The organism is Pseudomonas sp. GD04058 (assembly GCF_029836855.1).
Classification (GTDB): domain Bacteria; phylum Pseudomonadota; class Gammaproteobacteria; order Pseudomonadales; family Pseudomonadaceae; genus Aquipseudomonas; species Aquipseudomonas bharatica.
This window is the reverse complement of record NZ_JAOECN010000006.1, coordinates 41,645-55,176: the sequence shown is the minus strand read 5'-3', so window position 1 is coordinate 55,176 and position 13,532 is coordinate 41,645. Positions and strand designations below refer to the sequence as shown.

At 66.9% G+C, this 13,532-nt stretch carries 11 protein-coding genes; 2 read left to right on the top strand and 9 right to left on the bottom strand.

What is annotated here, in order from left to right:
- Window positions 1-135 precede the first annotated feature (135 nt).
- Entirely contained in the window at window positions 136-1,293 is a 1,158-nt protein-coding gene (locus tag N7650_RS07350) for a prolyl oligopeptidase family serine peptidase (protein WP_279897668.1), read from the top strand.
- Between the two features lie 20 nt (window positions 1,294-1,313).
- Window positions 1,314-2,249, top strand: coding sequence for a VOC family protein (locus N7650_RS07345; protein WP_009402994.1), 936 nt, complete (start codon window positions 1,314-1,316; stop codon window positions 2,247-2,249).
- Between the two features lie 151 nt (window positions 2,250-2,400).
- Here the strand turns inward: N7650_RS07345 and N7650_RS07340 are convergent, their stop codons facing one another.
- Genes N7650_RS07340 through N7650_RS07300 form a run of 9 tightly spaced genes read right to left on the bottom strand, consistent with a single transcriptional unit; the run spans window position 2,401 to window position 13,524 of the window.
- Window positions 2,401-4,020, bottom strand: coding sequence for a sulfatase-like hydrolase/transferase (locus N7650_RS07340; RefSeq protein ID WP_279897667.1), 1,620 nt, complete (start codon window positions 4,018-4,020; stop codon window positions 2,401-2,403).
- A gap of 16 nt (window positions 4,021-4,036) precedes the next feature.
- Window positions 4,037-4,825 carry a cyclase family protein gene (locus N7650_RS07335; protein WP_009402996.1) on the bottom strand — a complete coding sequence of 263 codons (789 nt, stop codon included), beginning with the start codon at window positions 4,823-4,825 and terminating at the stop codon, window positions 4,037-4,039.
- Between the two features lie 11 nt (window positions 4,826-4,836).
- Complete coding sequence (locus N7650_RS07330) at window positions 4,837-5,823, bottom strand: NAD-dependent epimerase/dehydratase family protein (RefSeq protein ID WP_037061290.1); 987 nt, start codon at window positions 5,821-5,823, stop codon at window positions 4,837-4,839.
- Window positions 5,814-6,806: a fumarylacetoacetate hydrolase family protein gene (locus N7650_RS07325; RefSeq protein ID WP_009402998.1), complete on the bottom strand. Its 993-nt coding sequence runs from the start codon at window positions 6,804-6,806 to the stop codon at window positions 5,814-5,816. Before N7650_RS07325 ends, N7650_RS07330 begins: the two co-directional genes overlap by 10 nt.
- Entirely contained in the window at window positions 6,803-7,375 is a 573-nt protein-coding gene (locus N7650_RS07320; protein ID WP_279897665.1) for a cupin domain-containing protein, read from the bottom strand. The genes N7650_RS07325 and N7650_RS07320 overlap by 4 nt, the downstream gene beginning before the upstream one ends.
- A 13-nt stretch (window positions 7,376-7,388) precedes the next feature.
- Window positions 7,389-8,585 (bottom strand): MFS transporter, encoded by a 1,197-nt coding sequence (locus N7650_RS07315; RefSeq protein ID WP_279897664.1) that lies wholly within the window; start codon window positions 8,583-8,585, stop codon window positions 7,389-7,391.
- Window positions 8,575-10,995, bottom strand: a complete 2,421-nt coding sequence (locus N7650_RS07310) for an MMPL family transporter (protein ID WP_279897663.1) — start codon at window positions 10,993-10,995, stop codon at window positions 8,575-8,577. Before N7650_RS07310 ends, N7650_RS07315 begins: the two co-directional genes overlap by 11 nt.
- 5 nt (window positions 10,996-11,000) lie before the next feature.
- Window positions 11,001-12,101 (bottom strand): YCF48-related protein, encoded by a 1,101-nt coding sequence (locus N7650_RS07305; RefSeq protein ID WP_009403002.1) that lies wholly within the window; start codon window positions 12,099-12,101, stop codon window positions 11,001-11,003.
- Between the two features lie 58 nt (window positions 12,102-12,159).
- Window positions 12,160-13,524 carry a DUF1329 domain-containing protein gene (locus N7650_RS07300; RefSeq protein WP_009403004.1) on the bottom strand — a complete coding sequence of 455 codons (1,365 nt, stop codon included), beginning with the start codon at window positions 13,522-13,524 and terminating at the stop codon, window positions 12,160-12,162.
- Between the last annotated feature and the right edge of the window lie 8 nt (window positions 13,525-13,532).

The window sequence follows — 13,532 nt, the reverse complement described above, 5'->3', positions numbered from 1 at the left end:
GCATCCGAACAAGCGATTTGTCCGATTCCCGAGGCCCGTGCGAGTTTGCAACGGCTGCCCGAAGGGCGGTCGCCGCGTGCTTCGGCAGATCTGCGCCGCATGCCGGCGACGTGCATAACAAGAAGGAAAACAACCATGTTCCGTTACTTCCCGAGCAACTACGTGTGGAACCTCTCGGTCAACCTGGCCATCGAAATGGGCGCCCGCATCGGCGAAATCGTCGAGATGTGCGAGCCGCTGCAAGAGGCCGCGAAACAGCCTGATGCCGAAGGCACCCGGGCCTTCCGCGAGACCTGGGCGAGGATGGCCGACAAGCTTTGCGAGCTGGCTGCCGAGGACGAAGCCCGCGGCCGGCTGCTGTCCGCCGGTGAGAAATACAACCGTGCGGCCACCTACTACCTGACCTGCGAACGCCTCCAGGCCCACGGTGCCCCCGGGCGCATGGCGCTGTACCAGCGCTTCCTCGATACCTTCGCCCGCGGCATCGCGCTGTCGAAGGAGAATTGCGAACGGGTCGAAATCCCCTACGAGGGCAAGGTGCTCTCCGGCCTCTACGTGCGCGCCGAAGGGGTCAGCGGCCCGGCACCGGTGCTGGTCCAGCTCAACGGCCTGGACTCCACCAAGGAAATGAAATACCGCGTCGGCCTGCCCGCATGGCTGGCCAAGCGTGGCGTGGCCTCGCTGCTGATCGACCAGCCCGGCACCGGCGAAGCCCTGCGCCTGCATGACCTGAAGGCGCGCTACGACGCCGAGCATTGGGCCAGCCGCGTGGTGGACTGGCTGCAGGACCGCGCAGACATCGACCCCAAGCGCATCGGCTGCGAAGGCGTGTCCCTCGGTGGTTACTACTGCCCGCGCGCCGTGGCCTTCGAACCGCGCTTCGCCTGCGGCGTAGTGTGGGGCGCCAACCATGACTGGCGCGATGTGCAGAAACGCCGCCTGGAGCGCGAAGGCAGCTTCCCGGTGCCGCATTACTGGGAGCATGTGCGCTGGGTCTGGGGCGGCAAGGACATCGAGGCGTTCATGCAGATCGCCGAGAACGTCCACCTCGATGGCGTCGTCGAGAAGATCCGCGTGCCCTTCCTGGTCACCCACGGCGAGCAGGACTCGCAGATCCCGCTCAAATGGGCACACCGCACCTACGAGCAACTGGTCAACAGCCCCAAGCGCGAGCTGAAGATCTTCACCTCCCGCGAGGGCGGCGTGCAGCACTCCAGCTTCGACAACTCCATCAATGCGGGCCAGTACATCGCCGACTGGGTCGCCGAAACCCTCGGCGGCCGCACCGCCTGAACCCCGGATAGAACACCATCATGAACATCATCGGACCCGATTACCTGGTCTTCGGCGTGGACAACGTCGCCGACTGCGTGCAGTACATGACCGACTACGGTCTCAAGCCTTGCGATATCGACGAAAGCGGCGGCTGGCTGGAGGCCCTCGATGGCACTGGCGTGCTGATCCGCCCGCGCCACGACCCACGCCTGCCGCCGGCGATGGAAACCGCCACCACCCTGCGCGAAACCGTGTACGGCGTCGCCGACGAAGCCACCCTGCAGGCCATCGAGGCCGAGCTGGGCAAGGACCGCGAAGTGCAGCGCGGCGAGGATGGCGTGCTGCGCTGCGTGGACGACATGGGCTTCGCCCTCGGTTTTCGCATCACCCGGCGCCGAACCCTCGACCTGCCGGGCGAAGCCAGCCATGCCCCGGGCGCGCCGGCAGCGCGTGCGGTCAATGCGCTGGGTGCGAGCAACGACATGCCGGCCTTGCCGCGCAGCCTGTCCCATGTGGTGTATTTCGTGCCGGATCCGGACCGGGCCGAGGCGTTCTACCAGCGCCTGGGCTTCGTCTGCACCGACCGTTTCGCCGACACCGGACCGTTCCTGCGGCCCGGCGGCACCCAGGACCATCACACCCTGTTCCTGATCCAGACCCCGCCGTTCATGAAAGGCATCGAGCACTTCACCTTCCATATGGGCGGGCCGACCGAGGTGCTGGTGGCCGGGACGCGCTTCGTCGAGAAAGGCTATGAGTCGTTCTGGGGCCCGGGACGGCACCAGTTGGGATCGAACTGGTTCTGGTACTTCAACAGCCCCATGGGCTGCCATGTGGAATATGACGCCGACATGGACCTGCACGACGAGCAGTGGACGGCCCGCGTGGCCGCGCCAGGGGCGGATAACTCGCAGTATTTCCTGTTCCACTACCAGGAGAAATGGTTCCCGGGCGGGCCGCCGGCCAAGCATTGAGGGAATGCAAAAAGGGGGGTGTCGGATGACACCCCCCTTTTTTGATGTGTTGCTGATGGCCTCATCGCTGGCAAGCCAGCTCCCACAGGTTACGCGATCCCTGTGGGAGCTGGCTTGCCAGCGATGAGGCCATCAAAAGCAACGTCCATCTTCAGTTCTTCCGCGGCGGCACAACCACCCCAACCTCCTTCGCATACACCTGCCACTGCCGCTTCAAGCGCTCGAACACCTCCGGCTCGCGCGAGGCCAGGTCCTCCAGTTCACCCCGGTCCCGCGCCACATCGAACAGTTGCCAGCGCGTGGGCTGCGGCGCCTGCCCGGGCATCGCCCAGGGGCGCAGCCCGAGCAGCTTCAGGTTGCCTTCGCGGTAATACAGGCTGCCGAACAACTCCCCGGCCAACGGCCGTTCCAGCGCACCCTTGCCCTCCAGCATCGGCAGCATCGAACGCCCGGTGATCGGGTGCTTGCCCTGCTCTTCGGGAACCGCCAGCCCGGCTATCTCGAGGAACGTTGGTGCCAGGTCGTCCACCCGCGCCACGCCATGTTCCACACCCTGGCGCGCCAGCGAGCGAGGCATGTGCACGATCGCCGGCACGCTGATCCCGCCTTCCGCCGTACTGCCCTTGAACAGGCGCAGCGGCGCCGCACTCACCTCGGCCCAGCGCAGCCCGTAGTCGATCTGCGAGCCACGCCGCCCCAGGTTCTCCAGGCTGTTATCGGTATGGGCGCCCGCCGGGTAGAACTGCTCGTGCCGCTCCCCTGCCGCGCCGTTGTCGGACATGAACACCACCAGGGTGTTGTCGTATTGCCCGGTGCTTTTCAGGTAGTCCAGCAGGCGTCCGATGTTGTAGTCGAGGTTGCCGACCATGGCGGCGTAGATCTCCATCTTGCGCGCCTCGACCCGTCGCTGCTGCGGGCTCAATTGTTCCCAGCCCGGCAGGTCCGCCGCCACCGGCAGGCGCTGCGCGGCAACGAAGCCTTCCGGCAGCAGGCCTTTCTCGCGCTGGCGTTCGATGCGCGCCTGGCGGACCTTGTCGTAGCCCTGGTCATACAGCCCGCGAAACTTCTCCAGCCAGGCCTGCGGCGCCTGCAACGGCCAGTGCGGCGCGGTGTAGGCCGCGTAGGCGAAGAACGGCTTGCCGCTGTCCTGGCCCTTGCGCAGGTAGTCGATCAGCTTGTCGGTGTAGAAGTCCGAGGAGTAGAAATTCTCCGGCAACTCCACCGGCTGGCCATTCTCGCGATAGGTAATACGTTCGATCTTCGCCGTCGGTTGCCCCGGTGGCTTGAAGTGCACGCCCCCCCCTTCGAGCAGGGTGAACGACTGCTCGAAACCACGCCGGTCAGGGCCCTGGTCGGGCCCAAGGCCAAGGTGCCACTTGCCGACCATGCTGGTGCGATAACCACCCTCGCGCAGCAGTTCGGCAATCGAATGGGATTGCCGGTTGAGGTAGCCCTCATACCCCGGTTTGCCACGCTGGAACGGCTGGATCGCCTCCTCCATGGTGCCCAGCCCGGCCAGGTGGTTGTCGGTGCCGGACATCAGCATCGCCCGGGTCGGCGAGCAGGTCGGCGCGGCGTACATATGGGTCAGTTGCAGGCCATGGGCGGCCAGTTGGTCGAGGTTGGGCGTGGCGATCTCGCCACCAAACGAACCCAGGTCGGAGTAGCCGAGGTCGTCGGCCAGGATCAGCAGGATATTCGGCCGCTCGGCAGCCACGACAGCGCCGGACACGAGACATGCCAGCGCAGTGAGCAGGAAGGGAAAACGCACGGGAACCTCGCTGTTCTTATTCTTCGAAGATCGCCACGGCGCGAACGAAGCCGGCGGAGGCGTGCTTGATCTTGTACGGGAAGCAGGACACCAGGAAACCGCTGGCCGGCAGGTTGTCGAGATTGGCCAGTTTTTCCATCTGCCCGTAGCCGATATCGCGCCCGGCCTTGTGCCCTTCCCAGATGATCGAAGCATCGCCACTTTCGGCGAAGCGCTGGCGGGTAAAACTGAACGGTGCATCCCAGCTCCAGGCATCGGTACCCACCACCCGCACGCCGCGATCGAGCAGGTACAGGGTGGCCTCGCGGCCCATGCCGACGCCGGCATCCAGGTAGCCCGGCTGGCCGAACAGGCTGCCGGCCCGGGTATTGACCAGAACGATGTCCAGCGGCTGCAGTTCATGGCCGATACGCCGCAACTCGGCTTCGACCTCGGCCGCGCGGACCACATGCCCATCCGGCAGATGACGGAAGTCCAGCTTCACCCCGGGTTGCAGGCACCATTCCAGCGGTAGCTCGTCGATACCGAAGGCCGGCTTGCCGCCGTCGGTGGTCGAGGCGTAGTGCCAGGGCGCGTCCATATGGGTACCGCTGTGGGTAGTGATGGACAGGCGCTCGGCAGCCCAGGACTCGGCGCCCGGCATCTGCTCGATGGCCAGCCCCGGAAACATCGCGGCCATTTCCGGCCAGCCCTGCTGGTGGTCCATGTAGTCGATCTTCGGCAGCAACGGCGGCGGATCGGTGTAAGGGTTGTTGTCCAGGGTCACCGACAGGTCGACCAGGCGGCGTTTGCGACTCGGGGTCATGGGGATTCCTCTCAGGCGGTTGCGGTGAGCGCCCGTGAACCACGGACGCGTTGGGTAAGGTCGAGGGCCTGGCGCACCAGTGCCCTGGCCGTGCCGTCATGCTGGAAACCACGCTGCCGGGCCAGGGGCGTGCGCATCGGCGGGAAGCGTCCGAACAGCGCTTCCAGCGCCGGGTCGGGCTGGTAATCGATCAGGCTGCGGCGTTCCTCACCGAAGACCTGCGCCAGCGCATCCACCACCGCAGCGATGGACAGGTGCAGCACCGGCAGTTGCCACACCCGGCACGGCGCACCAGCGTGCAGTTCGAATTCGGCGGCATGCAGCAGGTTGTCAACGCAGCAGGCCGCCGACATCCACCAGGCCGTGGCCTGGGGCGAGACCGGGCAGGTGTAGCGCTGCCCGGCCGCGAAACGTTGCAACAACTCGCTCATGAACGCCGAACGCAGCCCGGCGCCGTCGCCGGGCCGGGCGACGATGCCGGGCAGGCGCAGGGCGCGGCCATCCACTTCGCCGCGCCGGCCCAGATCGCCGAGCTGCTGTTCGATCATCAGCTTGTGCGCGCCATAGGACAGCGCCGGGCGTGTCGGTTGCTGCTCGTCCATGCGCAACGGCAGGTCAGCGCCGTAGACCGCAACGCTGCTGGCATACACCAGTACCGGCGGGCGTTGCGCATTGCGCAGCAGCTCCAGCAACTGCAGGCTGGCAAGCAGGTTGACCTGGCGGCCGAGCGCGTAGTTTTCCTCGGCCGCGCCGCCCGCGATGCTGACCAGGTGGAAGATCACATCCACCCCGTCGGCCAGCCCCCTGCGCAGCAACGCCGGGTCGGTGATACTGCCGGCCAGATGACGCAGGCGCGGGTCTTCGGCAAAGCCGTCGAGCTGCTGGTCGAGCAAGATCAGCGCCTCGATGCGCCGGCCGCGCAACTGCCCGGCGGCCAACAGGCGCCGGACCAACTGACGCCCCAGGAACCCGCCCGCCCCGGTGACCATTACGCGCATGGCGCACCTGCCTGGACCACCTGCTGGTCGATGGCGCCGAACAGTGGCGAGCCATCCCGGCAGCGGGCCTCCATGCGCACGCGCTCGCCGAAGTGCATGAACGCGGTACGCGGCGAGCCGTGCTCGAGCATTTCCACTGCGCGGCGCTCGGCGATGCAGGCCGAACCGACGCTGCGGTCGGCGTTGGACACCGTGCCCGAACCTATCACGGTGCCGGCGCTAAGACGTCGGGTCAGGGCCGCATGGGCGATCAACTGGTGGAAACCGAAATGCATGGCGCCGCCGTCGGGATGGCCGAACCATTGGCCATTGCGCTGTACATGCAGGGGCAGGTGCACCCGGCCTTCGTGCCAGTCCTCGCCCAGTTCATCCGGGGTGACCGCCACCGGGGCGAAGCTGGAGGACGACTTGGCCTGGACAAAGCCGAAGCCGGTCTTCATTTCCCGGGGCGCCAGGGCACGCAGGCTGACATCGTTGAGCTGCAGGACCAGGCGTACATGCCCGAGCGCCTGTTCGGCGGAGCAGCCCAGGGGCACCTCGTCCACTACTACGGCGAACTCGCCTTCGAAATCGATGCCATGGGCTTCACTGGGCAGCGGGATGTCCTGGCGCGGGCCGAGGAAATCGTCGCCGGCGCCCTGGTACATCAACGGTGTGTCCTCGACGCCTTCGATAGGATCGAGGCGGAAGGCGCGCTGCATCAGCTCGCCATGGCTGAGGAAGCACGAGCCATCCAGCCATTGCCAGGCTCGCGGCAGCGGGGCCATGGCCTGCTGCGGATCGAAGTCGAAGGCAGCGTCCAGCGCGGCGCTGTTCAACGCTTGGTAGCGAGCCAGCAGGCGCGGTTCGAGCTGCGCCCAGTCGTCGATTGCCGCCTGCAAGGTCGCGGCGATATCGCCGGCGTCGACCGCCCGGCGCAAGTCCCGGGATACCAGGTGCAGACGACCGTCGCGGCTGCCATCGGCCAGGGTCGCGAGCTTCATGCCAGCACCTCCTGCAGCGGCTCGGCATAACGCCCGTCGAGGAGGATGAAGACCATCCGCGCCATCGCTTCGGTGCGGTTGCTCCAGGCATGGTTGGTGCCGCGCTGGACCACGATATCGCCGCGCTTGAGGTGCACGTCCTCGTCATCCAGCACCAGCCACACTTCACCTTCGGTGACGATGTCGTAGTCGAGGGTTTCGGTGCGGTGCATCAGCTTGTGGCGGGACTCGCCCGTACCGGTGCCGGCATGGGACTCGCCGATTTCGGCGAACACCGCCGCCGCATCGGCAGCACTGACCTGGTTCTGCACGCTGTCCGGCGGAATATCCACTACGCGGATCAGGCTACCAAGGGCGGACGGGCTGAGCGCCAGCGGCCTGAGGGTCGGGTCCGCGCCATTATCGATCACGGCCGGGCTGGCGTCGCTGCTCCAGACCTCATGGAACACCGTACCGGGCACCGCCTTGAGTTCGAGGCTGGTGGGCACGGCGCCAACCAGTGCCGCCAGGGCCGTGCCGGTGGCGCTATGGCCGGTGACGACACGTTTGAAGGGGGGAAGTGCTTGCATGTGGACTCCGCTATCAGATCTTGTTCGGGGAAGAAGGCAGTGCCGGCATCGGGCTGATGCGCGGCAAGGCCAGGCAGACCAGGGCCAGCAGCAGTTGCGCCAGCGCCACCACGGCCAGGGCACCTGGGAGTGCCTGCGCACTGCCCGAGGTCAGCGCCAGCACCGCCAGCGGGCTAGCGAATTCGCCGGCGAACAGCGCCGCAGTGAAGCCACCGGTGGCGCGCCCGCGCTGGGCCATGCCGGCACGGGACATTACCCAGGTGATCAGGGTCGGCAGCATCAGGCCGATGCCCAGGCCATTTAGGGCGACGGCCGGGGTCAGCCACAGCGCATCCGGCGCCTGGGCCATCAGACCGCCGCCGATGCCCGCGGTAACGAAGGCCAGCGCCAGCACGTGCTGGCGCGCCCAGCCATGCAACAGGCGGAAGCCCAGGGCGCCGAGCATCACGCCCAACTGGTTGGCGCCCATGACCATGCCGATCTGCTGCGGCGATTCGACATGCAGCAAGCCGAGCAGGAAGCCCGCCTGCACCGGCACGATGAACAGGCTGATACCCGCCAGCAGGCTGAACAGGTACAGCGGCAATAGGGCGCCCCACGGAAAGCCGGCGACGTCGCGTTCCAGCCGGACCTCGCTCGCCTCGCCTTCCCAGAGCAGCCAGGCCATCAGCGGCAGCAACAGCAGCCCGACGCCGTACAGCATGTAGGGTGTGCGCCAGCTCTCCTGCCCCAGCGCCCCGCCCACGGCAATGAACAGCGCCGCCGACAACGAGGTGCAGACCATCTGCAAGGCGAACAAGCGTTCGCGCCGGGCGCCCTGGTAGTAATCGCCGATCAGGGTGGTACAGCAGGTCATGATCCCCGCCTCTGCCAGACCCAGGCCGGCACGACTGGCGACGATCGCCGGCAGCGACTCCAGCCACAAGGGCAGCAGGCCGAACAGGCTGTAGAGCAGCATCGAGCCGAGCAGCAGCGGCTTGCGCCCGAGACGGTCGGCGATGATGCCGGCGAAGGGCGCGAGCAAGGCGATCACCAGTGCCGGGATGGTCAGGCTGACCGGGACCAGCACCGAGACCAGCGGATCGTCGCCAAAGTGCGCCTGCATCCGTGGCAACACCGGGGCCAGCAGTACCGCGCCAAGGACCGGCAGGCAACTGCCCAGCAGCAACAACAGGGATTGCGGCAAACCCGCCTGGGCTTCACGACGCATGGGAGACCTCCTGGCGTACGGACGATTCGGTAGGGAGGGACGCCGGACGCACCGGCAGGAGGAAACGCGCCAGGGCCGGCAGCAGCACCAGCGCGCCGACCATGTTCCAGACGAACATGAAGGCCAGCAGCACGCCCATGTCGGCCTGGAACTTGATGGGCGAGAACATCCAGGTGCCGACGCCGATGGCCAGGGTCACGCCGGTCAGCATCACCACCTTGCCGGTGGACACCAGGGCCCGGTAATAGGCCTCGGACAGACTGGCGCCCTGGCGCAGGTGGGCAAGCAGGATGCTCATCACGTACAGCGCGTAATCGACACCGATGCCCACGCCCAGGGCGATCACCGGCAAGGTGGCGACCTTGACCCCGATGCCCAGCCAGACCATCAGCGCTTCGCAGAGGATCGAGGTGAGCATCAGCGGGATCACCGCGCAGAGCGTGGCGCGCCAGGAACGGAAGGTCAGCAGGCACAGCAGGATCACCGCGCCGTAGACCCAGAACAGCATTTCGCGGTTGGCCTCGCGCACAACGATATTGGTCGCCGCCTCGATGCCCGCGTTGCCGGCGGCCAGGAGGAATTTCACCTCGGCGGTGTCATTGGCCGCGACGAAACCCTCCACATGCTGCACCAGCCGGGTCAGGGTCTCGGCCTTGTGATCGGTGAGGTAGACGTACAGCGTCAGCAGGTTGCACGCCTCGTTGTACAAGCCGCGCGGGGCGCTGGCGGTGATCATGTTGAGCATCGCCTGGTTGTTCTGCAGCTCGTACCACTTGGGGTTGCCCTCCGACAACCCGACCAGCATGCGCCGGTTGAGCAGCGCCAGGGAGTTGGTCGAATCCACGCCCGGCAGGCTGCGTAGCTGCCAGTCCAGCTCGTCCACCTTGCGCAGCACGTCGTAGCGCGCACAGGCCCCGGCTGGGGTCTGCACCATGATCGCGAACAGGTCGCTGCTGGCGCCGTAGGCCTGGGTCATGAAGGCGTCGTCACGGTTGTAGCGCGAGTCGGCACGCAGTTCCGGGGCACCGGCGTCGAGGTCACCGATGGCCAGGTGCAGGCTGACCAGGAAACCCAGCACCGCCAGCACCAGGCTGACGCCAATGCACAGGCTTGCCCAGGGCTTGCGGGTGAACAGGTCGAGAAAACGCCAGAACGGATGCCGGGCCTTGCCGCTCTGCTCGGCGCGCTCGCTGCGCAGGCTGATCGCGGCAGCACGGGGGCTGACGCCGACGTACGAGAGCAGCACCGGCAGCAGGATCAGGTTGGTGAAGATCAGCACCGCCACACCGATGCTGGCGATGATGGCCAGGTCCTGGATCACCTTGATCTGGATGATCATCAGCACCGCGAAGCCCACCGCATCGCAGAGCAAGGCGGTGAGGCCGGCGAGGAACAGGCGGCGGAAGGTGAAGCGCGCAGCGACCACACGGTGCATGCCGCGCCCGATGTCCTGCATGATCCCGTTCATCTTCTGCGCGCCATGGCTCATGCCGATGGCGAAGACCAGGAACGGCACCAGCACCGAATAAGGATCGAGCTGGAAATCCAGGAGCGGCAGCAGCCCCAGTTGCCAGACCACCGCAACCAGCGAGCAGATCACCACCAGCAAGGTGCTGCGCACGCAGCGGGTGTAGGCGTAGAGCACCGCCGTGGTGATGAGGATGGCCACGGCGAAGAACACCAGGATCTGTTGCAGGCCATCGATCAGGTCGCCGACTTTCTTGGCGAAGCCGGTGACATGAATAGCGATGCCATCCTTGGCGAACTCGCCGCGCAACGCCTCCAGTTGTCCGGCCAGTACCGCATAGTCCAGCGCCTTGCCGTCCGGGGTGCGGGCCAGCAGCGGGACCTGGATGATGCTGGAGCGCTGGTCGAAGGCCACCAGTTGGCCGATCTCGTTGGACAACTGCACGTTGCGCCGCAGCTCGGCGAGGGACTCGGGGCTGCCGTTGTAGTCGTCGGGGATGACCGGGCCGCCATCGAGTCCGTCCTCGGTCACCGAGACCCAGCGGGTGGCCGGGGTCCATAGCGACTTCATGTAGGCGCGATCGACGCCGGGCAGCAGGTAGATGCGTTCGCTGAGTTTCTGCAGAGTGTCCAGGTAGGCCGTGTCATAGATTTCGCCGCGCGTGTTGGCGACGGCAATGCGCAAGGTATTGCCCAGGCCGGACAGCTCCTTTTGCCGCTCCAGGTAGTTGGCGATATAGGGATGCCCGGTGGGGATCATCTTCTCGAAACTGGCATTGAGCTCCAGGCGCGTGGACTGCCAGCCCAGCACCAGGGTGGTCAGCAGGCACAGCAACAGGACCCAGTGCCGGTGGTTGAACAGGGCCCGCTCGATCAGCGAGCCGGAACGCGGGTCGAACCCGTCCGGGCTGCCCGGGTCGGGATGGCGGCTTGCGCAATTCATGGCGATCACTCCGAAGCGGAAACGGTAGGCGCAGCGACGCGGGACAACCCGGTGAATCCGGCGGTCACCAGGCTGCCGTCGGCGGCCTGGACTACCGCCGCCACCGGCTTGCGCTGCGCGGCAAAGGCGGGCTCCAGGCCACCGACGGCACTGGTGAACAGCCCACCGGACTGATTGCTCAGCAGCACCCGGCCATCGCCGAGGGTAATGGCGTCGCTGAACGACACCGGGGCCAGGGTCGGCAGCGCTTCGGCCTGTTGCGCCCCCGCGGCGAGGACGAAGGCGTTGCCCTTGAGCCCACCGATCAGCAGCGCGCCGTCGGCCCGGGTGGCAAGGGTGAACAGGCTGCCGTGATAAGGACTGGGCAGCGGGTGGAAATGCTCGCCATCGTCGGAACGGGCCAGGTAGCCCTGTTCGCCAGCCAGCACCCAGGACTCGCCCTGGCGCGCCACGGCATACAGATGCAGGCCGTCGGGGTTGTCGATGCGGCCCATCAGCGAGTGCCAACTGGCGCCGCCATCGTCGCTGCGCAGGGCCAGGCCATAGGCACCGACCACCAGCACGCTGCGCTCATCCCTGGCGGCCACGGCGAGGAAGGGTTTGTCCGCGGCTTCGCCGGCGATGCGCTCGGCGGTTTCCAGCCGGGTCACGGCCATCTCGTCATCCGGCGCCTGCTGCGCGGCGCGGCGGGCATCCTCCAGCTCGACGTGCGCGGCACGCTCGCCGTCCAGTTGCAGGCTCCAGCTCTCGCCGCCATCGCGGGTCGCCAGGACCACCCCGGAATGTCCTGTCACCCAGCCGTTTCGGGCATCGGCAAAGGCCACGGCGGTCAGGCCCACCGAGACCGGCACCGCAACCTGGCGCCAGTGCTGGCCGTTGTCGTCGGAGAGCAGGATCAGCCCGCGCTCGCCCACCGCCACCAGCCGCTCGCCGGCCCGGGCCAGGGCGGTGAAGACGGCGCGCTGCGGATGGGCGATCTGCATCGCCGGGCTTTGCAGGACATCGCCGACCGCACGCTGCTGCAGCATGGCCTGGGCCTGGCAAGTGGAAGCCAGCGGCAAGGCGAGGACCAGCAGCAGGCCGCTCGACTGAAGCAATCTGTTCATGTCTACCTCGAAATCCAGTACCGAACGGGAGGGCAGCGCCTGCCCTCCTCCTTCGCGGTCAGCGCACGCCGCGCCCGGCCATTGCCGCCGGGGAGAACTCGGCCGCCTTGTAGCGATCGACCACGGCGTACTGCTGGTCCTTGCCGGCGTAGAGGTTCTGGATGAACCAGGCACCGGAGACCAGGTCGTAGAAGCCCGACGACAACTGGGCCACGGCCGGCAGGTCGGGCATTACCGACGGCAGCGACCACAGGGTCTTGGCCAGTTGGCCGTTGGCATCCCAGCGGTCGCCGAGCATGGCTTGCCAGGTGTCTTCATCGAGGTAGTAGCGGCCCTTGGGCAACTGGTGGCGCTTGCCCGGCGCCAGGTCGGCTTCCACCACCCAGACCCGGTGCAGTTCCCAGCGCACGTAGTCGGGGTTGAGGTGATGCTTGGCGAACAGGTCTTCAGGTTTGGCGGCGGTCTGTACCTTGTTGGTGTTGTAGGGGATGTACATCTCCTGCTTGCCCACCAGCTTCCAGTCGAAGCGGTCCATACGGCCCTGGAACACGCTCAGTTCGTCGAACGACATGACCCCGGCAGTGGCAGGCGTCGGCGTGTCGCAACAGGCGTTGGGCAGCTTGCGCACGCGGCGCTGGCCGGTCAGGTAGACGTGGGCCTGGGACTTGTCGCCGTTGATGTTGGTACGCCCCATGATCTGCTCGCCGGCACGCAGGGCCGGGCCGACGTTGAGCAGGCGGAACAGCCAGTAGTCACCGTCGAAGCTGGCCGCGTTGCCGTCCTGGTAGTAGTAGGGCATCTCCTGCACGGCCTTGCCGTCGGTGGTCATCACCTGGGCGCCGTCGGCGGTCATCAGGTAGTGGCGGAAGTCCATGGCCAGGGACACGCCGCGCCAGTTCAGCAAGTGGTTCCACATGGCCTCGGCACCGTTCTTCGGCAGCGGGAACGGGATGCCGCCATAGGCGCCTTCCGGCACCGGGCCGGCACTGCTCTCTACCAGCTTCGCCTCGCGGGCATTCCTGAGGGTGTTGTCGTAGACCCACTGCGGCGCGGCGGCCGTGCGCCGGGTCGGGTAGACATCGATGCGGTAGCTCTCCGGGTAACGCTTGAACATGGCCTTGGTGCCGTCGCTGAGCCTGGCGGCGTACTGGTCGAGATTCTTCGCGGTGATGCTGTACAGCGGCTTGTCGCCGGCGAACGGATCATTGCGCTTGCCACCCTGTTTGAACGAGGGATCGACCTTGGTGTAGCCGCCGTCCCAGGCCGGGATGCTGCCGTCGGCGTTGCCGGCGCGCTCGGCGCCCAGTGGCGTGAGCTGCTTGCCGAGGTCGTCGGCGCCCGCCGCCACTGCCGGCTGCAGGCCCAGGACTGCGCTGCACAGCAAGGAGGCACAGAAGGTCTTGAGAGCGAAAGGAATGTTCACGGAGATCC

What these genes read in the sequence shown, in the direction of transcription:
- N7650_RS07350 (WP_279897668.1), top strand. Translation starts at nt 136, where the DNA reads ATGTTCCGTTACTTCCCGAGCAACTACGTGTGGAACCTCTCGGTCAAC.
- N7650_RS07345 (WP_009402994.1), top strand. Translation starts at nt 1,314, where the DNA reads ATGAACATCATCGGACCCGATTACCTGGTCTTCGGCGTGGACAACGTC.
- N7650_RS07335 (WP_009402996.1), bottom strand. Translation starts at nt 4,825, where the DNA reads ATGACCCCGAGTCGCAAACGCCGCCTGGTCGACCTGTCGGTGACCCTG.
- N7650_RS07330 (WP_037061290.1), bottom strand. Translation starts at nt 5,823, where the DNA reads ATGCGCGTAATGGTCACCGGGGCGGGCGGGTTCCTGGGGCGTCAGTTG.
- N7650_RS07325 (WP_009402998.1), bottom strand. Translation starts at nt 6,806, where the DNA reads ATGAAGCTCGCGACCCTGGCCGATGGCAGCCGCGACGGTCGTCTGCAC.
- N7650_RS07320 (WP_279897665.1), bottom strand. Translation starts at nt 7,375, where the DNA reads ATGCAAGCACTTCCCCCCTTCAAACGTGTCGTCACCGGCCATAGCGCC.
- N7650_RS07315 (WP_279897664.1), bottom strand. Translation starts at nt 8,585, where the DNA reads ATGCGTCGTGAAGCCCAGGCGGGTTTGCCGCAATCCCTGTTGTTGCTG.
- N7650_RS07310 (WP_279897663.1), bottom strand. Translation starts at nt 10,995, where the DNA reads ATGAATTGCGCAAGCCGCCATCCCGACCCGGGCAGCCCGGACGGGTTC.
- N7650_RS07305 (WP_009403002.1), bottom strand. Translation starts at nt 12,101, where the DNA reads ATGAACAGATTGCTTCAGTCGAGCGGCCTGCTGCTGGTCCTCGCCTTG.